The 20,018-nt window shown below is 64.3% G+C and carries 16 protein-coding genes; 5 read left to right on the top strand and 11 right to left on the bottom strand.

The features are described from left to right. Positions 1 to 28 precede the first annotated feature (28 nt). From C7G41_RS24910 to C7G41_RS24895, 4 genes are all read right to left on the bottom strand, one after another. Positions 29 to 769: a carbonic anhydrase gene (locus C7G41_RS24910; protein ID WP_106944995.1), complete on the bottom strand. Its 741-nt coding sequence runs from the start codon at positions 767 to 769 to the stop codon at positions 29 to 31. Positions 770 to 828: 59 nt separating this feature from the next. Continuing rightward, positions 829 to 1,317, bottom strand: coding sequence for a DUF2846 domain-containing protein (locus tag C7G41_RS24905; protein ID WP_306768052.1), 489 nt, complete (start codon positions 1,315 to 1,317; stop codon positions 829 to 831). A gap of 132 nt (positions 1,318 to 1,449) precedes the next feature. After that, positions 1,450 to 4,953: a DNA polymerase III subunit alpha gene (gene dnaE, locus C7G41_RS24900; RefSeq protein WP_106944993.1), complete on the bottom strand. Its 3,504-nt coding sequence runs from the start codon at positions 4,951 to 4,953 to the stop codon at positions 1,450 to 1,452. Between the two features lie 455 nt (positions 4,954 to 5,408). Continuing rightward, positions 5,409 to 6,128: an outer membrane protein gene (locus C7G41_RS24895; RefSeq protein ID WP_106944992.1), complete on the bottom strand. Its 720-nt coding sequence runs from the start codon at positions 6,126 to 6,128 to the stop codon at positions 5,409 to 5,411. A gap of 252 nt (positions 6,129 to 6,380) precedes the next feature. On the opposite strand from C7G41_RS24895, the gene C7G41_RS24890 reads away from it, so the two are divergent. From C7G41_RS24890 to C7G41_RS24880, 3 genes are all read left to right on the top strand, one after another. Further along, entirely contained in the window at positions 6,381 to 6,701 is a 321-nt protein-coding gene (locus C7G41_RS24890; protein ID WP_106944991.1) for a DUF3551 domain-containing protein, read from the top strand. 1 nt (position 6,702) lies between these two features. Beyond that, positions 6,703 to 6,951, top strand: coding sequence for a DUF3551 domain-containing protein (locus tag C7G41_RS24885; RefSeq protein WP_106944990.1), 249 nt, complete (start codon positions 6,703 to 6,705; stop codon positions 6,949 to 6,951). Positions 6,952 to 7,096: 145 nt separating this feature from the next. Next, the gene (locus tag C7G41_RS24880) at positions 7,097 to 8,431 is read left to right on the top strand and encodes an MFS transporter (RefSeq protein ID WP_199198589.1); all 1,335 of its coding nucleotides are present in this window, start codon (positions 7,097 to 7,099) and stop codon (positions 8,429 to 8,431) included. Positions 8,432 to 8,486: 55 nt separating this feature from the next. Here C7G41_RS24880 and map read toward each other — a convergent pair whose 3' ends face one another. The 4 genes from map to C7G41_RS24855 form a co-directional block, all read right to left on the bottom strand. Then, the gene (gene map / locus C7G41_RS24875) at positions 8,487 to 9,236 is read right to left on the bottom strand and encodes a type I methionyl aminopeptidase (protein ID WP_106945053.1); all 750 of its coding nucleotides are present in this window, start codon (positions 9,234 to 9,236) and stop codon (positions 8,487 to 8,489) included. Positions 9,237 to 9,314: 78 nt separating this feature from the next. Beyond that, positions 9,315 to 12,464 carry a GAF domain-containing protein gene (locus C7G41_RS24870; protein WP_106944988.1) on the bottom strand — a complete coding sequence of 1,050 codons (3,150 nt, stop codon included), beginning with the start codon at positions 12,462 to 12,464 and terminating at the stop codon, positions 9,315 to 9,317. Positions 12,465 to 13,213: 749 nt separating this feature from the next. After that, positions 13,214 to 13,852 carry an HD domain-containing protein gene (locus C7G41_RS24860; protein ID WP_106944986.1) on the bottom strand — a complete coding sequence of 213 codons (639 nt, stop codon included), beginning with the start codon at positions 13,850 to 13,852 and terminating at the stop codon, positions 13,214 to 13,216. Between the two features lie 88 nt (positions 13,853 to 13,940). Further along, on the bottom strand, positions 13,941 to 14,402 hold the full coding sequence (locus C7G41_RS24855) for a carboxymuconolactone decarboxylase family protein (protein ID WP_106944985.1): 462 nt from the start codon (positions 14,400 to 14,402) through the stop codon (positions 13,941 to 13,943). Positions 14,403 to 14,526: 124 nt separating this feature from the next. Between C7G41_RS24855 and C7G41_RS24850 the strand changes: the two genes are divergently transcribed. Beyond that, positions 14,527 to 15,945, top strand: a complete 1,419-nt coding sequence (locus tag C7G41_RS24850) for a PLP-dependent aminotransferase family protein (protein ID WP_199198588.1) — start codon at positions 14,527 to 14,529, stop codon at positions 15,943 to 15,945. 24 nt (positions 15,946 to 15,969) lie between these two features. Here C7G41_RS24850 and C7G41_RS24845 read toward each other — a convergent pair whose 3' ends face one another. Beyond that, entirely contained in the window at positions 15,970 to 16,743 is a 774-nt protein-coding gene (locus tag C7G41_RS24845; protein WP_106944983.1) for a helix-turn-helix transcriptional regulator, read from the bottom strand. A gap of 108 nt (positions 16,744 to 16,851) precedes the next feature. Between C7G41_RS24845 and C7G41_RS24840 the strand changes: the two genes are divergently transcribed. Further along, complete coding sequence (locus C7G41_RS24840) at positions 16,852 to 17,931, top strand: zinc-binding alcohol dehydrogenase family protein (protein ID WP_106944982.1); 1,080 nt, start codon at positions 16,852 to 16,854, stop codon at positions 17,929 to 17,931. 77 nt (positions 17,932 to 18,008) lie between these two features. Here the strand turns inward: C7G41_RS24840 and C7G41_RS24835 are convergent, their stop codons facing one another. Further along, on the bottom strand, positions 18,009 to 18,710 hold the full coding sequence (locus tag C7G41_RS24835; RefSeq protein ID WP_199198587.1) for an ABC transporter ATP-binding protein: 702 nt from the start codon (positions 18,708 to 18,710) through the stop codon (positions 18,009 to 18,011). Between the two features lie 7 nt (positions 18,711 to 18,717). Further along, positions 18,718 to 19,998, bottom strand: a complete 1,281-nt coding sequence (locus C7G41_RS24830) for a lipoprotein-releasing ABC transporter permease subunit (protein WP_106945052.1) — start codon at positions 19,996 to 19,998, stop codon at positions 18,718 to 18,720. Between the last annotated feature and the right edge of the window lie 20 nt (positions 19,999 to 20,018).

The following is a 20,018-nucleotide window of genomic DNA, read 5'->3' as shown; positions in this document are numbered from 1 at the left end:
GCACCGGCGCGAGGCGTAGTCAGCCGGTTCAGCCCTGCGCGATCAGATCGACCGTCCCCGTCGTGAGCCGGTAGATGCCGCCGACGACCTTCAGCTTGCCCTGCTCGACGGCCGCATTGAGGATCGGCGCGGCCGACTTCAGCTTCGCCACGTTGTCGATGACGTTCTGCCGGATCGCCTTGTCGAGGACGTCCCCACCCTGCTGCATTGCAGCCTTGGCGGCGGGCGCGATTGCATCGACCAGCGAGGGAATATGGCCCGGCGGCGGCTTGTTGTCCTTGATCGCCTTCAGCGTCGCATCGACCGCGCCGCAACTGTCGTGGCCCAGCACCAGAATCAGCGGTGCGTTGAGCACGGCCACCGCGTATTCCATGCTGGCGATGGTCTCGGTGCCTGCGAAATTTCCGGCGACGCGGCAGACGAACAGATCGCCGCGGCCGGTGTCGAAGGCATATTCCGGCGCGATGCGCGAATCGGCACAGCTCAGCACGGCCGCGAACGGATTCTGTCCGCCGGCCAGCGCCTCGCGCTCGTGCTTGAAATCGTGCCGCCGCGAAACGCCGTCGACATAGCGCGCATTACCTTCCGTCAGGCGCTTCAATGATGCGTCGGGCGACAGCACGTTCTGCGGCTTGGGCGACGCCTTGGTCTCCTTGGCAAAGGCGGCTCCACCCAAGGCCAGCCCGAGCGCGGAGACAGACAAGTGGATGAGCGACCTCCGCGAAGGCCCGATGCGGGCACCGCGATCACTGACGCAATTCTCGCACATGCTCTGCTCCTCCGCACCCGGCCGCCGTTGTCGATGTCGCAGCAGCCTTGCCGCGCATCCTAGTCGATGGCTTGCAACTCGGCGAGCTTTGTTCGCGCGGTCGCCTCGTCCAGCGGGACAAGCTCGGCCGGCCCGGGATTCGCCTCGCCAGCGGTCGCGACGGAAACGATCGCAATCCCGGCCAGTCCGCCGAGGACCGCTCCGCCCGTCGCGGCATCGTGCCTGGGACTGCTCTTGATGAGGTAAAAGTGCGTGCGGCCGGATTCCATCACGATCTCGCGCTTGGTGTCGCCGGGAAACATCAGCTCGGTCACAAGCACTTCGTGACGGCCGGCCGGACGATCGGCATAGGCATATCTTCCGGCGACGACCTTCCCGAGCGGCGCACCGTCGAGCTTCACCTCGCAGGCGCAGATTGCCATGCTCAGCCCCTGCCGCTTGTCCTGCAAGAAAACCGCGCGCGACTGCCCTGCACGCGGCGGACCGACCTTCCGTGACACAGAAGCAAAGTCGGTCCCGACCTGATCACTGACACACCCCGTCAGCATTGCACCAACGGCAAACAACAACGCGCCCCATCGCAGCATCACATGCCCCAGTCCATTCCCCGGGTGTATGCTAGCCAGAATCAGCGCAAGGTTGCAACGCTCTTCTGGCGAAGATGATCGCCAGACCGGCGGTTAGAGCTGCTGCACGTCCACGACGCCCGCGACTGCCTTGATGGCGCCGGCGATCTGCGGCGAGACCTTGAAGCGGCCGGGCAGCTTCATCTCGACCTCGGTCTTGAGGTCGAGCATCATGACCAGCGAGACCTCGCCGTCGCCGTTGGAGCGCGGCGCGATGCCGGGACTGCCGACCTTCGGCGCGGCGCCGTTCGAAGCGGCCATGTCGGGGCCGGCGAGACGCTTGGCGATCGATTCCAGCGGCTTGGTGTCGCGCACGAAGATGCGCAGGCCCTTCTGCGTCTTGGCCGCGGCCTCGTCCAGCGGCTCGGCGTGGAGCACGCGCGCGCGGACGTCCTCGCCCTGGAGCTCGGCGCCGAGCTGGAGCAGCACCGCGGCGCCCGGCTCCAGCACGTCGCGATATTGCGCGAGGCCTTCGGAGAACAGCACCGCCTCGAAGTGACCCGTGGGATCAGAGAGCCCCATGATGCCCATCTTGTTGCCGGTCTTGGTCCGCCGCTCCATGCGCGACACCACCGTGGCTGCGACCTTGCCTGCCGTGGCGCCGGTCTTCACCGCGCGCGAGAACTCGGCCCAGGACTGTACGCGCAGCCGCTTCAGCACGGTGGCGTAATCGTCGAGCGGATGTCCGGACAGGAAGAAGCCGATCGCATCATATTCGCGGCGCAGCCGCTCGGCCGGCAACCAGGGCTCGATCTGCGGCAGCATGATGGTCGGCGCGTCCGCCGAGCTGCCGAACATGTCGTTCTGGCCGATGGTCGCAGCTTCGTTCGCCCGCTGGCATGCGGCGAGAATCGAATCGGCGCCAGCGAAGACCCGCGCCCTGTTCGGCTCCAGCGTGTCGAACGCGCCCGCAGCAGCGAGGCTTTCGATGATGCGCTTGTTGATCGCGCGCGGCGAGACCCGCGCGGCGAAGTCGGCGAGCGAGGTGAACAAGCCGTTTTTGGTCCGCTCCGCGATGATCTGCTCGACGGCCGCAATGCCGACGCCCTTCAGCGCCGCGAGCGCGTAGTAGATGGTCTTGTCGCCGACCTCGAAAGTCGCGCCGGAACGGTTGACGTTGGGCGGCTCGACCTTGATGCCGAGGCGCTGCGCCTCGGCGCGGAATTCGGAGAGCTTGTCGGTATTGTTGAGATCGAGCGTCATCGACGCCGCGATGAACTCCACCGGGTAATGCGCCTTCATGTAGGCGGTCTGGTAGGACACCAGCGCATAGGCCGCCGCGTGGCTCTTGTTGAAGCCGTAGTCGGCGAATTTCGCCAGCAGCTCGAAGATGGTATCGGCCTGCCCCTTCGGCACTCCGTTCTTCACGGCGCCTGCGACGAAGATCTCGCGCTGCTTCTCCATCTCGGCGCGGATCTTCTTGCCCATGGCGCGGCGCAGCAGGTCGGCGTCGCCGAGCGAATAGCCCGACATCACCTGCGCGATCTGCATCACCTGTTCCTGGTAGATGATGACGCCGAAGGTCTCCTTGAGAATCGGCTCCAGCACGGGGTGGAGATATTCCGCCTCCTCGTCGCCGTGCTTGCGCGCGCAATAGGTCGGGATGTTCGCCATCGGACCCGGTCGATAGAGCGCGACCAGCGCGATGATGTCCTCGAAACGGTCGGGGCGCATGTCGACCAGCGCGCGCCGCATGCCCTGGCTTTCAACCTGGAACACGCCGACCACCTCGCCGCGCGCCAGCATCTGGTAGCTTTCGGCATCGTCGATCGGCAGCGTCGCGAGATCGACATGGATGTCGCGCGGCTTGAGCAGTTTGCACGCGACGTCGAGCACAGTCAGCGTTTTCAGGCCGAGGAAGTCGAACTTCACGAGGCCGGCCGGCTCGACCCATTTCATGTTGAACTGGGTCACCGGCATGTCGGATTTGGGATCGCGATACATCGGCACGAGTTCGCTCAGCGGGCGATCGCCGATCACGATGCCGGCCGCATGCGTCGAGGCGTGGCGGGTCAGGCCTTCGAGGCGCTGGGCGATGTCGAAGGCGCGCGCCACCACCGGGTCCTCGTCGCGGAACGCCTGGAGCTTCGGCTCGCTCTCGATCGCAGCGGCCAGCGTCACCGGCGCGGCCGGATTCTGCGGCACGAGCTTGGTCAGCTTGTCGACCTGGCCGTAGGGCATTTGCAGCACGCGGCCGACGTCTCGGAGCACGCCGCGCGCCTGCAGCGTGCCGAAGGTGATGATCTGCGCGACCTGGTCGCGACCGTAGCGCTCCTGGACGTACCTGATCACCTCGCCGCGGCGATCCTGGCAGAAGTCGATGTCGAAGTCCGGCATCGAGACGCGTTCCGGATTGAGGAAGCGCTCGAACAGCAGGCCGAACTTGATCGGGTCGAGGTCGGTGATGGTCAGCGCCCACGCAACCAGCGAGCCTGCGCCGGAGCCGCGGCCCGGCCCGACCGGGATGCCCTGCCCCTTCGCCCATTTGATGAAGTCGGAGACGATCAGGAAGTAGCCCGCGTATTTCATCCGCATGATGACGTCGAGCTCGAACGCAAGCCGCGCGTTGTAATCTTCTTCCGTCGTGCCTTGCGACAATCCGTGCACGCGCAGTCGGTTGGCGAGCCCCTCCTCCGCCTGCCGCTTCAATTCGGCCGCCTCGACCGCGGCGGCATCGGAGCTTGCGGCAGCGCCGACCGTGAAGAACGGCAGGATCGGCTTGCGCGTCATCGGCCGGAACGAGCAGCGCTCGGCGATCTCGACCGTCGAGGCCAGCGCCTCCGGAATGTCGGCGAACAGCACCGCCATCTCGGCGCGGGTCTTGAAGCGGTGATCGGGCGTGAGCTGCTCGCGCTCGGTCTCCGCGATCAGCCGCCCGCCGGCGATGCAGAGCAGCGCGTCATGGGCCTCGTAATCGTCGGTCGCGGCGAAATACGGCTCGTTGGTCGCGACCAGCGGCAGGCCCTTGGTGTAGGCGATGTCGATCAGGCTGCTTTCGACCCGCCGCTCCTTCTCGGTGTTATGGCGCTGCAACTCGATGTAGAGGCGGTCACCGAACAGGCTGGCCAGACGCTCGCAGCGCGCCGCCGCGAGCTCGGTATAACCGCCGGCAAGCGCCAGCGAGATCGGCCCGTCCGGACCGCCCGTCAGCGCGATCAGGCCTTCGGTCTCGCCTTCGAGCCAGTCGAACCTGATGTGGGGAGCATGAGTGTCGGGCGTCTCCAGGAACGCGCGCGAGTTCAGCCGCATCAGGCTGCGGTAGCCGCGCTCCTGCGCTGCCAGCAGCACCACGCGCGAGGGCAGAAGCGCATTGCGCGCATTGGGATCCTGGTCGCCGAAATCGATCGCGATCTCGCAGCCGACGATCGGCTGGATACCGGAGCCCGCCATCTTGTCGGAGAACTCCAGCGCACCGAACATGTTGTCGGTGTCGGTCAGCGCCAGCGCCGGCTGATGGTCTTTCTTGGCAAGCTCGGCGAGCTTGGCGATCTTGATCGAGCCCTTGAGCAGCGAATAGGCCGAGTGAACGTGAAGGTGGATAAATCCGGCGCTCGGCATGGTCGCGTGACGGCCTCTTGCAGATGAGATGGAGCAGTCACCGGCACCGGCGGCATCCTGCACTCGCCCGGCCGACTCGCCTCTCAATGGTGGGGCGTCACGCTGCCAGAGTCCACGCCGGAGCGGCCGATCAGCCGCCTCGTCCTGCTTTTCCCCAACCTAGGCCCGCGCCTAGAGCTGCGGGAGCACCTGGGCCCAGATCGCGATCATCCCGACAAACAGCGCGATCGACGCCAGCGCGGCGGCTTCTTCGACGAAAATCCTGAACATGGCTTGCTCCATGGAGAGAACGTATGAAGAACATTGTTCTCATTTCGTTCTCAGGAGTCAAGCTGTCTCGACTATCTCCAAACAGAATGGTTAACCCGCTGAAGTCGAACAACAAAAAAGCCCCGGCCGATGGCCGGGGCTTTCGCTGACCGCTCGAAGTCGAGCGATCGATAGGAGTCTTCTACTCAGTAACGGCCGAGGCTCGGGCCGCCGAACTTGTAGTTCAGGCGGACGAGGCCCATGTCGACGTCCTGACGGATGCGGTCCGTCGCGGGCACCAGCGCGAAGGTGACGTTCTTGTCCTGCAGGAAGATGTGGTTGTATTCGACGCCAACCGACCAGTTCGGTGCGAAACCGTACTCGAGGCCGGCACCGACCGTGCCACCCCAGCGGGTCTGATCGTTCGAGGACAGCAGTGCGCCGCCCAGGGTCGAGACTTCATACTTGCTACCGGCCACGGCCGCACCGCCCTTGGCGTAGATGAGCACGTTGTTCCAGGCGTAGCCGATCTGACCGGTGATCAGACCGAACGAGTCGATCTTGGAGCGGTTGCGCGTGGCGAACAGCGCGCTGACGTTGTCGCCCGAGAAGTCAGCCCAGTTGCCCTGACCTTCGATGCCGAACACCCACTGGCCCGACTGCATGCGATAGCCGATCTGGCCGCCGACCGTGCCGCCGGTCGCGTCGTGCGAACCCTCGCGGCCACCGCCGACGAGATCCCAGGTCGAATGGGCGGAACCGCCGCCGCCGTTGACGCCGATGTAGAAGCCGCTCCAGTCGTAGATCGCGGCAACCATCGCCGGCGCCTTGGTGTAAGGCCGCGCAGCGAGGTCAGCAGCCACCGCCGGTGCAGCCGCGCCGAGCGCGACAAGGCTCACAGCAGCAAGCAACAGATTCTTGTTCATTTGATTCCCGTTCCAGTTTCGTCGTTAGGCCCCCGGGCCGTGGCGTCGTCATACCAGCGCTCGACGGAATTGCTGTAACCTCGACGCCACAGTCCGCGCCAAAGGATCGCGCTTCATTAATGAAGATTTACCAGCGCGCGCTGGAAACCCTTTGAAACAAGTGTTTTCATGAGTTCCATTGTCGATTACACGATGGATGCAGCATGCGCGCGTGACAACGTCGCGCGCACGTTCGCGTGATTGGAGAATTGAATGCGCAAACGAATTGCTCTCCCCATTGTCGCCATATTTTCGCTCGCGCTCGCCACATTTGGGCTGACGCTTATCGCAAGCGTGCCTGCGCACGCGTTCGGGACCCATCATGCCTTCTGCCTTACCGGCGATGAATGGCCGGGGCTGAGCAATTGCACGTTCGACACTTACGCGCAGTGTCAGGCAAGCTCGTCGGGCCGCGCCCTCACCTGTATCGCGAACCCGTATTTCGCAGGCCAGAGCGATGATCCCTATGCGTATCAGAACAGGCCGCGCGCGCAGGTGCCGGGTTATTCACCCGGTTATTACATGCCGCGCTGAGATGCGCCGCGCTCGCCTCGCGCTGTTCGCGATCGGCTTGCTCCTCGCGGGCGCGCCCGCGCACGCGCAGACCTACGATCCAAGCTATCCGGTCTGCATGCAGATCTACGGTCCCGTCGGCTATTTCGATTGCCGCTACAGCTCGCTCAAGCAGTGCAGATTCTTGGCCGTCGGTCGGTCGGCGACGTGCGTGGCGAACCCGTATTTTGCGCAGAAGAAGCCCCCTCGCCGCCCGAGTCGCGTCAACTAAATCGGGACGCTGATATGCGGCCCGCCCCGCATTGAGCGTCCAGTGTTGACGCGGGCTGATCCGGGTTTAAGTACGACGGAGAAATCTTGCAGGGGTGGCGACGTTCGCTGGGCTGGTTCCCGTTGACGCCACCATTGCAGGACATATGACGCCATCGAAGCAAGCGACATCACAGCAAGCGACCTCGCCCCGCGCGACCGCGGCCTCCGCGCCCCCTCATCTCGCCATCGTCCTGTTCTCGCTCGCGATGGGCGGCTTTGCGATCGGGACCACCGAATTCGCATCGATGAGCCTGTTGCCGTTTTTCGCCGCCGACCTCGGGGTCGACGAGCCGACCGCGGGACACGCGATCAGCGCCTACGCGCTCGGCGTCGTGGTGGGCGCGCCGTTGATCGCCGTGCTCGGCGCACGGTTGGCGCGGCGCGCGCAGCTGTTGGTTCTGATGGCCGTGTTCGCGCTCGGCAATGCCCTCACCGCGCTGGCGCCGGGCTTTGGCTCGATGATCGCGGCGCGTTTTCTCTCGGGTTTGCCGCATGGCGCCTATTTCGGCATCGCCGCGCTGGTCGCAGCCTCGCTGGTCCCCCAACATCGTCGCTCGCAGGCGATCGGCCAGGTGATGCTCGGCCTGACCGGCGCCACCATCATCGGTGTGCCGCTCGCCAATCTGATTGGGCAGGCGATCGGCTGGCGCGCGAGCTTCGGCCTCGTGTCGGTGCTGGCATTGCTCACGGTGCTGCTGTGCGCCCTGTTCGCGCCGCGCGACCAGGCCGGCCGGTCCGATCCGCTGCGGGAGCTCGGAGCGCTGCGAAGCGGCCGCGTCTGGATCACGCTGGCGATCGGCGCCATCGGCTTCGGCGGAATGTTCGCCGTCTACACCTATCTGGCGACGACGCTGATCGAGGTGACCAAGGTCAGCCCCGCGGTCATACCGCTTTTTCTGGCCGTGTTCGGCATCGGCGCCACGCTCGGCAATCTGGTCGTGCCGCGCTTTGCCGACCGCGCGCTGATGCCGACGGCGGGAGCCATCCTGCTGTTCTCGGCGATCGCGCTGCTGGTGTTTCCGCTTGCCGCCGGCAATCCCTGGGCGTTGGCGGCAGACGTCTTCGCCATCGGCGCCAGCGTCTCGCTCGGAGCCATCCTCCAGACCCGCCTGATGGACGTCGCGGGAGACGCGCAGGCGCTCGCCGCCGCACTCAACCATTCGGCGTTCAACACCGCCAATGCGCTCGGCCCGTTCCTCGGCGGCCTCGCCATCCGCGAGGGGCTGGGGTGGACCTCCACTGGTCCCGTCGGTGCCGCGCTGGCGGTGCTGGGTTTCCTGATCTGGATCGTCGCCTATCGCGACTCCAGGTCTGTTGAAGCCAACTCTGTTCAAGGGAGCAACGCGGCCCCACCGAAGAATCCCGCGGCGAGACGGGCACCGCCGCTGGCGCCGGATGATCGAAGCCGTTCGGATGCTGCAAGAGATCCGGTGGCTTGAGGTTACCTCTCGTCCGTCGATGCAAGAGGCGTCTCTGGCTCCGACCTGGGCGGCCTTAGCCGGCCAGCGTAACGATCAACGGTCCGCTTCGGGTTGCGATCACGGTGTGTTCGTATTGAACGGTCGGCGCCTCGGGGCTGCTGTAGAGCGTCCACGGATCATCGCCATCCTGTGCCCATTCGGCGCCAAGGGACAGGAACGGCTCGACGGTGAACACCAGGCCTTCGCTCATGATGCGGCGTTCGGAGCGGTCGGGCCATGTTGCGATCTCCGTCGGCTCCTCGTGGAGCGACAGGCCGACGCCATGACTGGCAAGGTTCCTGACCAGGCTGTAACCGTTCTTCCGCGCAAAGGTCCCGATCGCCTGACCGATACCGGCAATCGGTTTGCCGGCTCCGACCTGCTGCAGGCCCGTCCACATCGCCCGCCGGCCATCCCGGCAAAGACGTTCGACCGCGCGGGTTGTGGGCGGAACGGCGAACGAGGCTCCCGTATCCGCAAAGAAGCCGCTCTTCTCGGCGGACACGTCGATGTTCACGAGGTCCCCGCGCGCGATCCGCCGATCGCCCGGGATGCCATGAGCGATCTCCTCGTTCACGCTGATGCAGGTCGCCCCGGGAAAGTCGTAGGCCAGCTCCGGAGCCGAACGTGCGCCGGCCGCCTCCAACAGCGTTCGCCCGATCCGGTCGAGCTCGGAGGTGGTCATGCCCCGCTCGAGCGCCTTCCCCATTGCCTCCAGGGTATTGGCGACGATGCGCCCGATCTCTTTCAGGCGCGCGAGGTCGTTGTCATCCGAGATTGTCATGTCGTGCTCTTCCGAAAGCCGGGACATAGCGCTTGTGACGGCGGCTTGCAAACGGGAGAGATCGTTTCCAAAACGCGTTCAGATCTCGTCGAGCAACGTGCGGACCTTGGCAGCCAAATCTTCGATGGCGAAGGGCTTCGGAAGCAGATGCTTGCCGGCGTCGAGCACGCCATTATGAACGATTGCATTCCGCGTGTAGCCGGTGGTGAACAGCACCTTTAGCTCCGGGTATCGTTTCGACAGCTCGGCCGCAAGCTCGGCGCCGGTCATGTCGGGCATGACGACATCCGTGAACAGCAGATCCGGAACGAAACCATTATCGATCGTCCTGATCGCTTCTTTGGCGCTGGCTGCCTCGATGACAGTGTAGCCAAGTTCGCGCAGGCTTTCGGAGGACATGCTGCGGACGCGCTCGTCGTCTTCCACGACGAGAATGGTTTCGTTCTGATGGCTCGCACCGGGGGGTATCTCTTGCTGCGACAGGTCCGAGCCCGCCTCATCGCCGGCGAAGCGTGGAAGGTAGATCTTCACGGTCGTGCCAACGTCGACTTCCGAGTAGATTTTGACATGGCCGCCCGATTGCCGCACGAAACCGTAGACCTGACTGAGACCGAGGCCGGTGCCCTTGCCCACGACCTTGGTCGTGAAAAACGGATCGAACACCTTGCCGAGCACATCGGCCGGAATTCCGATGCCGTTGTCCGTCACGGCCACGAGAACGTACTGCCCGGGTGCGAGTGCATACTCGCGCGCATACTTTCGGTCTATCGAGGCGTTGCTGGTTTCTATCGTCAGCCTGCCGCCCTTCGGCATGGCATCGCGCGCATTGACCGCGAGATTGATCACGGCGCTTTCGAGCTGGGCCGGGTCTGCCTTGACCCGCCAGAGGCCAGCCGCCAGCACCGTCTCGAGGCGGATAAGCTCGCCCAGCGACCGCTCGAGCAGCTCGCTCATCCCGCCGACCATCTTGTTGATGTCCACGACCTCCGGGGCGAGCGGTTGTTGACGCGAGAACGCGAGCAGCCTCTGCGTCAACGTGGCGGCGCGATTTGCACCGTCGATGGCGCCCTCGATGAAGCGGTCTATGCTGACCTCTCCCCTGCCGAGCCGCCGCTTGGCAAGGTTCAAGCTGCCGAGAATCACGGCCAGCATATTGTTGAAGTCGTGGGCAATACCTCCGGTCAATTGCCCGACGGCTTCCATCTTCTGGGATTGCCGGAGCTGCTCTTCGGCTTTCATGCGCTCGGCGATTTCGTCGGCAACACGTTGCTCCAATCCGGCATTGAGGGCCTCGAGCCGGGTCAAGAGCTGGGCGTTGTCGATAGCGGTGGCGGCATGGCCGGCAATACCAAGCAAGGCGGCCTCATGCTCGGCCTGGAATTTACCCGTCTCGGCGTGACCGAAGAAAAGTCCGCCGAGGACTTCGCCGGTTCGCGAGATCACGGGGACCGCCAGGTAGGATCGGACCGGAAGATGGCCCTCGGGCATGCCTTTCCGCGGCGCGTTCTTGCCATAGCGGGGGTCCTGCAGGATGTCGTCGGACCTCACCACGCCAGAGCCCTCGAAGGTCGGGCCAAAGACGGCGGTGTTGCGGGGCATCGGGAAGTTTTCAAACGCGGATCGCGGCACACCGGACAGCGAATACAGCATGTAGCTGCCGCCATCCGGCGCCAGAACATTGTAGAAAAAGGCGCCGAACTGAGCACCCGTCAGTCCGACGCCGGCATCCGTCACGATCTGGACGATTGTCTCGAGGTCGCGTTCGCGAGAGACCGAAGCCCCGGTATCATTCAGTATTCTGAGATGACGCTCGGTTTTCTTTTGCGCGGTGATATCCAGAACCGTCCCGATGAACCGAACGGCCTGGCCGTTGGCAAAGATGGCTTGACCGGTCGCGGCGATCCAGCGTTCGACCCCATCCTCGATGCCGATGGTTCGGTATTCCATATTGTAGTTTGCCGGCGTGTGCGGCGTCAGCGCTGCGGACACAGCCTCGTGGGCGCGCTGCCTGTCCTCGGGATGAAGGCCCTTCAGGAACGACCCTTCATAGCTGACTTCGGCGTCCGGCGGTAAACCGAACACCTCCTTGCAGCGCCTGTCCCATCGAAGAACGTTGTTGACCGGGTCGTAGTCCCAGGTGCCGATACCAGCGGCGTTGTTCGCAAGCGTCAGTCGTTCCGCAGCCTCCCGCGCTGCCTGCTCCGATCGGACGCGCTCGATGTGGGCCCATGATCGCTCGGTCACCTCGGAGAGCAAGGCGAGCTCCCGCGGCGTCCACTGGTGCGGGCCCCGGTGATGAATCGCCATCAAGGCGGTGAGTTGCCCTTCTTTGACCAAGGGCATGCAAATCGTCGAACCTATCCCGATGTTCTGGAAAGTTGCGGCTTCCTCAGGCGCGAGCTCCTTCAGATTGTCGTTGATGATGAGGGGCCTGCCGGCGCCGAGCTCTCGCACCGCCTTCTTGCCGAAGTCAGCCAGACTGTAGTGGCCAAGGATATGCACCGCGCCCGGCGCCGCCCAATCCCCGCGGATGGTGAAGCCGTCCTGGTCAGGATCCATATCGGCATAGGCGCAGCTCGATACGTCGAGATGCTCGCCAAGCATCCTGGTCGTTACCGCCATCACGCCGTCGGCATCACGGGTCTTGGCCGTCTCCTTGTTGAGTGTGTCCAGGAAAAGCAGCCGGGCTTCGTTCTCCCGCACAGCCGTCTCCGCACGCCGGCGCTCGACGGCCGTGCGCGTGCGCTCGGCAACGTCGCGGATAAGCTCCAGCTCATCGGGGCTCCATTCGCGCGGCCTGGCATTGTTCAGATACAGCAGCGCTACGACCCCGTCGGGTTCGGAGATCGGCATGTTGACGAGCGCGCGCGCAGAGATCGCCTCGAGAGCCTCGGCACGATCGCCGACGCGAGGGTCTTTTTCCGCATCGGCACAGATGACGGTCTCGCCCCGCTTGAGGTCTTCGATGTAGCTGCCATAGTCGCGGAAGCGCAGCACGCCTGCGAGGCTCAGGATGCCCGGTGCGTTCCAGTCGCGGACAATGGTGATGGTCTCGGCTGAGGTGTCGACCGTGCCGTAGCCTGCCCTGCTGACGTTCAGGCTGCGGCCGAGCAGCTCTGCCGCCGCATAGGCGAGATCGTCCGGATTGTTGATCTCTCGGATGTAGTCGCCGAGCGTAGCTAAGACGGAGTTGCGATCGGCCGAGCGGACCCCGGTCGCTGTCGTCATTGGTCTTCCCCTGCCACTTCCCTAGCTCCACGACGAGCTATTTGTGATCGTCCCGCTGCTGCTCGCTTCGACGTGAGCCCGCCTGACCCTGTGAGTGATGCAGGCAGGTGGCACAAATGTCTGCGCGATAACCACATGATGGCATTTAGGTTCCCGTCATCACCGTCCCTTGGGAGATTGCCGTTCTGCCTGCTCCCACCTGGCCGCCCGTTGCCAATCCAGACCTCGCGGACAGACCGGCGCGGACGCGCCACCGCAAGTTGTGGCAGCGCGGATCGCCGTGTAACATCGATATCTGCTTTTCACCGCGCGTGGTCGCCGTCGTTTCATGCTCGCCCGTAGTCTGCTTGTCCTGGCCTCGCTGTTGCTTCCCGGCGCATTGCATGCCGAAGGGACGCCGGCCGAGAAGACTGGATTTGCGTCCAGGCTAACGATCTATCTTGCCAACGGACCACCCGACGCATGCGGACCGGGCTGCGACCGTGCTCAAAGCAATACTGGCGTCCCGCTCCCTCCATGTCGCGAAATCACGCTGTCACCGGACGACAAGGCGGACATCACGGAATTCGACATCGACTTGTCGGCCTGACGTCGGTGTGGCCGCAGCTTGCGGCGTCATGCGCGGCGGCGACGCCGGCTCCGAAAAGCCCTTGGCCGGCCATTCCACGGCCGAACACCAGCTTAACGCCCTCGGCCGCACCGTCGCCATAAGTCCAACGACGCAAAACTCGAACACCGCGCCGAGGGGCTCAGCTCTTCCAGGGCGTGTTGCGGATGCGCGTGCACGCATTCGGCTTGTGAAACATGGGATCGTGATCTTCGATGTAATCGAAATTGACCGTGCCGAACGTGGTCTGCGGCTTCTTCAAGGCCGAACAGGTTTGTATCTGAAGGAAGTCGTTCTTGAAATCACCGCGCGGAAATGCGGTGGTGACCTGATCGCGCTGCTCTGGCGTGTATTCATCATAGCCAATCCCAACGACATCGACCAACACACCCGCATTCGTGAGAGCTATTTCCGGCCGCATGTATTGTGGAATTCCAGGCGTCGTATGTAACGCGATCGCCTCCCAAACCAGATCGGCTTTTGGCTCGTCAATGCCGTGCCCCCTCAGAAATTCGCGGGCGGCATCGGCGCCATCAACTTCGAACCGCTTGGTCTGCGTGTGGTAATGGTCGACGAGCCCGAGATCGTGGAACAGCGCCGCGATGTAGAGCAGCTCGGAATCGAATTTTAGATTTTGCCGGTGTCCCTTGATCGCGCCGAACACAAAGACGCGGACCGAGTGGTTGAACAACATGTCGTTTTCGTACTGGCGCACCAGCTCGGCGGCCTCCCGTGCGATCTTGCTGTCGGGAATCTTCACGCCGGAAATTGCGATGGTCATTTCAAGCTCCTGCCTTGCATCGCTGAGATCTCAGGACATGCCTTCGCAGTCGAAGGCATGTGTTTATCCTCCGCCGTCTGGATTACGGTCAGGCCGCCATCTGCTTCGTGGCCTGTGGCGCATTTCGGAAGCTGATTGCCATGCGATTATACGCATTCATCAGGCCGATCGCGATGGTGAGATCGACGAGCTCCCGCTCCTCAAATACGCCGCGGGCAGCCTCGTAAGCTTGATCCGGGATGCCGGTTTCAGCCACACGCGTCACCGTTTCGGCCCATGCGAGGGCGGCACGCTCCCGCTCGTCGAAGAGATGACCGCCTTCCGCCCAGGCCTGCACCAGCGCGATCTTTTCGATCTTCTGTCCGCTCTTCAGCAGATCGCGCGTGTGCATGTCGAGGCAGTAGGCGCAATTGTTGATCTGCGAAATGCGCAGGTAAACCAGGGTGACGAGCGTTGCAGGAAGATTGCTCTGCATGACATAGCCGTAAACGCCGCCGAGCGCTTTCATGCCTGCGGGTGCGATGCGATCGTAATCGAGACGCTTAGCCATTTTCATTCTCCATGATCGTTCTGTTCGGCGGCTGTCGCCGGGTGCTTTCCTTGTCCGATAAATGTCTCCGCGCTGGTCTACAAAAAAGCACCAAAAATGGACAAAAATCGTGTACCACGGAGCCATGATCAAACCGCTGCGGCTGGAGCTCGATCGATCTGCGAAGACGCCATTGGCGGAACAAATCCGCAGAGGTATCGGAGCTGCCATCGAGAGCGGCGTGCTGGCGCCGGGAGCTCGTCTGCCCTCCTGGCAGGATCTGGCGGCTCAGCTGGGTGTCGCGCGCGGCACCGTGCGTTCGGCTTACGAAAAGCTTTCCTCCGCGCAACTGATCGTCGCGTCGCGCGCGACCGGAACGCACGTCGCGGATCGACCCGCTGTTACCCCTCGGCAGGAAGCATCTCCCCACCCCGGCTCGTTCATGGAGATGTACCAGGAGCTCACTGCCGGACCGGCCGTTTTCCAGATGGGTGTGCCCGCTCACGAGACCTTTCCTGCCAAGCTGTTCGCGAGAATGCGCACACGCGCGGTGCGCGCGGAAACCACCGCACCGGCCATCTACCGGGATCCCCGCGGCGAGCTGGAATTGAGGCGCGACATCGCTGCGTATCTCGCGCTGGCGCGGGGGATCGAATGTGCGCCGTCGCAGATCATCGTCACCGGCGGCTTCAGCGGCGGGCTCGGACTGACACTTCGGGTTCTCGGCCTCGAGCAGAAAAAGGTCTGGATGGAAGACCCGGGCTTCCCCTTCACAAGGCACGGCCTTGAGCTTGCAAGGTTGTCGATCACGCCGATCCCGGTCGACGCGGACGGCATTGACGTCGGTTACGGCCTGAAACACGCTCCTGATGCTGCATTGGTCGTCGTGACCCCGGGACAGCAGGCACCGCTTGGTTCCACATTGTCGCTGGCAAGACGTTCACGTCTTCTCGACTGGGCAGCTCAGGCACGGGTGTGGGTGATCGAGGACGACTATCTGAGCGAGCTTCAGCTGAGGGGCCGGGCCACACCGGCGCTCGCCTCTCTCGATCGTTTCGGGCGCGTCATTCACATCGGGTCCTTCAGCAAGACACTGACCCCTGCCTTGCGGCTGGGATTCGTGGTGGCACCCGCTCCTCTGGCTTCCCGTTTTGCCGAGGTTGCGGCATGCCTCGCCCCCGCGCCCGGGCCCTCCGTACAGCTCGCAACCGCCGAATTCATCCGCGAGGGCCACTATCTACGGCATCTTCGACGCACGAAGCGGGCCTATGCCGCGCAAGGCGATGCGCTGCTGAAATACCTGAAGGCACGCGCCAATGACGTTGCGAAGGACGTTGCGATCGCCGGATTGGCCGCGGTCCTGCGCCTGCCGGACGGAACCTCCGACGTCGCGATCGCGAGGGAAGCGGCATCGTTTGGATTGGCGCCCACGCCCCTGTCGCTATGGCATGCGTCCGCGGCCTCGGCGCGATCCGGCCTGTTGCTGGGCGTCGCCACATCTCCCCACAAGAGGATCGAGGCGTCCTGCGACCGGCTGCTTCAGATCATCGATCGTCATATGTGACGAGCTTGGGCCCTATGCTTCGGTTTACACCGTCGTATAGATCACGAGCTTCAGCGCCGGATCATCATTGGCCTGAAAGCTGGTGTGCTCGAACCTGAGGACGCCCTTGGTCGGATGGTTCATGGTCTTGAGGCCCGCGGCGGTGCTGCGGATCTCGTGCGCTTCCCACCATTTGACGAATTCCGGACTGCCCTGGCGCAGCCGCGTCAGCAATTCCGTGAAGGCAGGATCGCCGGCCCAGACGTCGTGGGTGGCGCGAAACATCGCGACCATGCTCTTGGCGACGTCGCTCCAGCCCGCGCCGTAGAACTTTCGCGTCTGCTTGTTCGTCAGCACCAGCAGCAGCGTGTTGCGGTCCTGCTCGGGCAATTGTCCGAACCCGAAGATCTCCTCGGCCGCCGCGTTCCAGGCCAGCACGTCCCAGCGCCGCCCCGTGATGTAGGCCGGCTGCGCCAGGCTCTCGATCATCCGCCGAATTGGCGGCGGCACGGTCTCGCGCGTGAACGCGCGCCTGTCGCCGTCGCGTGCCAGCGCCTTGAGGTGCGCATGCTCGGTCTTGCTGAGACGCAGCGCACGCGCCAGCGCGTCGACGGTGGTGACCGAGGGGCTGACGGTGCGGCCCTGTTCGAGGCGGATGTACCAGTCGACGCCGATGCCGGCGAGCTGCGCGACCTCTTCGCGGCGCAGGCCCGCGGTGCGGCGTCGCCGGCCCGCGGGAAGCCCGACCGTCTTCGGCGACAGCTTTTCGCGGCGGGAGCGGAGGAAGTCGCCGAATTCGACGCGGCGTGGGTCGGCCATGGTGACGTGCCTCGATGGAGGGCCTGAGGAATACTAGGATAATACCAGGCCTTCCTGGGCCTGGAAAGCCGGCGCATATGGGCTCCACCGAACATGAGGTGACCACCAATGAAAGCCGCCATACTCAAATCCCTGGGATCTCCGCTCGTCATCGAGGACGCACCCGAACCGGTGCTCGGGACCGGCGAGGTGGTCGTCGATATCGCCGCCACGCGCGTGCTGTCCTACATGAACGAGGTCTTCAGCGGCACGCGCAACTATGCGCTCGAGCTGCCGATCATCCCGGGGCCCGGCGGCATCGGCCGGGTGCGCGCCATCGGCCCGGACGCGACGAAGCTCAGCGTTGGCGACTGGGTGTTCTGCGACCCGACGGTGCGTTCGCGCGATGATGTCGTTTCGCCCGACATTGCCCTGCAAGGACTCACTGCCGCCGGTGCGGGCGGCATGCGCCTGCAACAGCATTTTCGCCACGGCTCGTTTGCCGAGCAGATGCGGGTGCCGACGGAGAACGTCAAACGGCTCGGCACGATCACGCCGGAGGACGCCACGCGATGGTGCGCGCTGGGGACGCTGCTGGTGCCCTATGGCGGTTTCCTTGCCGCTAACCTTCAGCCCGGCGAAACCGTGCTGGTGAGCGGCGCCACCGGCAATTTCGGCAGCGCAGCCGTCTCGGTCGCGCTCGCGATGGGCGCCGCCTGCGTGGTCGCCCCCGGCCGCAACGACGAGATTTTGGCCGACTTGGTCCGGCGTTTTGGTGACCGCGTGAAGCCGGTCAAACTCACCGGCAACGAAGACGACGACCGCGAGCGCATGAAGCGCGCTGCGCCCGGACCGATCGACTGCGTGCTCGACATCATGCCGCCCTCGGTGAGCACGACCGTCGTGCGCGCGGCGATCATGACGGTGCGCGCCTACGGCCGCGTCGTGCTGATGGGCGGCGTCGGCATGGCCGGCGGCGCAGGCCTCGAGCTGCCTTACCCCTGGATCATGCGCAACTGCATCAGCATCCACGGCGTCTGGATGTATCCGCCGGATGCCGCAGGCCGCCTGATCGCGCTGGTGCGCGCGGGACTGCTCAGGCTGGAGGAGTATGAGGCCACCGCGTTCGACCTCGACCACGCCAATGAGGCGGTGGACCATGCCGCCGCCAATGGCGGGCCGTTCAAATTGACGGTGATCCGGCCTTAAGCGCCCCGGGGAGCGCGTTTTTTTCGTCAGTCCGGCCAAGCACTTGGCTACTGTGCATGGGGTTGTTTTCGCGGTTTTTATTCGAGTTCGATCACTTGCCCGTTCGACAGCGACACGCGGCGGTCCATGCGGCCGGCGAGTTCCATGTTGTGGGTCGCGATCAGCATGGAGACCTTGGTCGCCTTCACGAGCTGCATCAGGGCCTGGAAGACGTGGTCCGCGGTGTGCGGATCGAGATTGCCGGTCGGCTCGTCCGCAAACAGCACCCGCGGAGCATTGGCCACCGCGCGCGCGATCGCGACGCGCTGCTGCTCGCCGCCGGACAGCTCGGACGGACGGTGCGTGATGCGCTCGCCGAGGCCGAGATAGCCCAGGATATCCTTGGCGCGCTTGACGCTCTCGGACTTCTTGAGGCCGCGGATCATCTGCGGCAGCATGACGTTCTCCAGCGCCGAGAACTCCGGCAGCAGCCGGTGCGACTGGTAGACGAAGCCGATGTCGGTGCGGCGAAGCTGGGTGCGCTCGATGTCGGGCAGTTGCGAGGTCGGCGCGCCATTGACGTAGACCTCGCCGGAATCGGGCGCTTCCAACAGCCCCGCAATGTGCAGCAGCGTCGACTTGCCCGAACCGGACGGCGCCACCAGCGCAACGGACTGGCCCGCCCACAGCGCCAGCTTGGCGCCGTCGAGGATCGTCAGCGCCGCCTCACCCTGCAAGTACTGCCGCTTTATCTCGTGGAGATAAATGACAGGTACATCTTCCGCCCCCTGCTGCTCCATCAGCCCCTCACTCGTACCGCAGCGCTTCGACGGGATCGAGGCGGGCGGCGCGCCAGGACGGGTATAGCGTCGCCAGGAACGACAGCGTCAGCGCCATGATGACGACGGCCGAGGTCTCGCCGATGTCGATCTCGGCGGGCAGCTTCGACAGGAAATAGAGTTCTGGCGAAAACAGCTCGGTGCTGGTCAGCCAGGACAGGAATTGCCGGATCGACTCGATGTTGAGGCAGATCACCAGCCCGACGAAGAAGCCGACCATCGTACCGACCACACCTATCGAGGCGCCCGTGATCAGGAAGATGCGCATGATCGAGCCTTGCGAGGCTCCCATCGTACGCAGGATCGCGATGTCGCTGCCCTTGTCCTTCACCAGCATGATCAGGCCGGAAACGATATTGAGCGCCGCGACCAGCACGATCATGGTGAGGATCAGGAACATCACGTTGCGCTCGACCTGGAGCGCGTTGAAGAAGGTCGAGTTGCGCTGGCGCCAGTCGACCAGGAACACCGGCCGCCCCGCCGCCTCCGTCACCGCCTGGCGGAACGCCACGATCTGATCCGGATTGGTGGTGAAGACCTCGATCGAGGTGACGTCGTTGCTGCGGTTGAAATAGGCCTGCGCCTCCGCGAGCGGCATGAACACGAAGCCGAGATCATATTCGGACATGCCGATCTCGAACACCGCGGCGATCTTGTACGGCTTGATGCGCGGTGTCGTCCCCATTGGCGTGACCGCGCCCTTCGGCGCCACCAGCGTGATGCTGTCGCCGGCGTGCAGCGACAGCTGGTCAGCGAGGCGCCGGCCGATCGCGACCCCCTGGCCGTCGTCAAACCCCTCGAGCGAACCCTGCTTGATGTTCTTGGCAATCGAGGTGAGGTTGTTGAGGTCGTCGGAGCGGATGCCGCGCACCAGGACGCCGGAGGCGTTCCACGGCGATGAGGCCAGCGCCTGGCCATCCACCACGGGCGCTGCGAGCCGGATGCCCTGGACCTGGCTGAGGCGGTCGGCGACGTCCTTCCAGTCGGTCAACGGCGATTCCAGCGGCTGGACCAGGATGTGGCCGTTGAGGCCGAGTATCTTGTCGAGCAGCTCCTTGCGGAAGCCGTTCATGACGGCCATGACGATGATCAGCGTCGCCACGCCCAGCATGATGCCGAGGAAGGAGAACCCGGCGATGACCGAGATGAATCCCTCCTTGCGGCGCGCCCGTAAGTAACGCGCCGACAGCATCCACTCGAATGGCGCAAAAGGCGCGGTTTGAACGGTTTCGGTCATGGTCTCATCCATCGCTCGATAGTCCCATGATT

It is taken from the genome of Bradyrhizobium sp. MOS002, from assembly GCF_003020115.1.
In the GTDB taxonomy this organism is placed as follows: Bacteria; Pseudomonadota; Alphaproteobacteria; order Rhizobiales; family Xanthobacteraceae; genus Bradyrhizobium.
The sequence above is the reverse complement of the archived record's forward strand: the minus strand, read 5'-3'. Positions and strand labels throughout refer to the sequence as shown.

Bases quoted from the DNA above. Each gene is read 5' to 3' on its own strand.
- C7G41_RS24910 (WP_106944995.1), bottom strand. From the start codon at position 769: ATGTGCGAGAATTGCGTCAGTGATCGCGGTGCCCGCATCGGGCCTTCG.
- C7G41_RS24905 (WP_306768052.1), bottom strand. From the start codon at position 1,317: ATGCTGACGGGGTGTGTCAGTGATCAGGTCGGGACCGACTTTGCTTCT.
- dnaE (WP_106944993.1), bottom strand. From the start codon at position 4,953: ATGCCGAGCGCCGGATTTATCCACCTTCACGTTCACTCGGCCTATTCG.
- C7G41_RS24895 (WP_106944992.1), bottom strand. From the start codon at position 6,128: ATGAACAAGAATCTGTTGCTTGCTGCTGTGAGCCTTGTCGCGCTCGGC.
- C7G41_RS24890 (WP_106944991.1), top strand. From the start codon at position 6,381: ATGCGCAAACGAATTGCTCTCCCCATTGTCGCCATATTTTCGCTCGCG.
- C7G41_RS24885 (WP_106944990.1), top strand. From the start codon at position 6,703: ATGCGCCGCGCTCGCCTCGCGCTGTTCGCGATCGGCTTGCTCCTCGCG.
- C7G41_RS24880 (WP_199198589.1), top strand. From the start codon at position 7,097: ATGACGCCATCGAAGCAAGCGACATCACAGCAAGCGACCTCGCCCCGC.
- map (WP_106945053.1), bottom strand. From the start codon at position 9,236: ATGACAATCTCGGATGACAACGACCTCGCGCGCCTGAAAGAGATCGGG.
- C7G41_RS24870 (WP_106944988.1), bottom strand. From the start codon at position 12,464: ATGACGACAGCGACCGGGGTCCGCTCGGCCGATCGCAACTCCGTCTTA.
- C7G41_RS24860 (WP_106944986.1), bottom strand. From the start codon at position 13,852: ATGACCATCGCAATTTCCGGCGTGAAGATTCCCGACAGCAAGATCGCA.
- C7G41_RS24855 (WP_106944985.1), bottom strand. From the start codon at position 14,402: ATGGCTAAGCGTCTCGATTACGATCGCATCGCACCCGCAGGCATGAAA.
- C7G41_RS24850 (WP_199198588.1), top strand. From the start codon at position 14,527: ATGATCAAACCGCTGCGGCTGGAGCTCGATCGATCTGCGAAGACGCCA.
- C7G41_RS24845 (WP_106944983.1), bottom strand. From the start codon at position 16,743: ATGGCCGACCCACGCCGCGTCGAATTCGGCGACTTCCTCCGCTCCCGC.
- C7G41_RS24840 (WP_106944982.1), top strand. From the start codon at position 16,852: ATGAAAGCCGCCATACTCAAATCCCTGGGATCTCCGCTCGTCATCGAG.
- C7G41_RS24835 (WP_199198587.1), bottom strand. From the start codon at position 18,710: ATGGAGCAGCAGGGGGCGGAAGATGTACCTGTCATTTATCTCCACGAG.
- C7G41_RS24830 (WP_106945052.1), bottom strand. From the start codon at position 19,998: ATGGATGAGACCATGACCGAAACCGTTCAAACCGCGCCTTTTGCGCCA.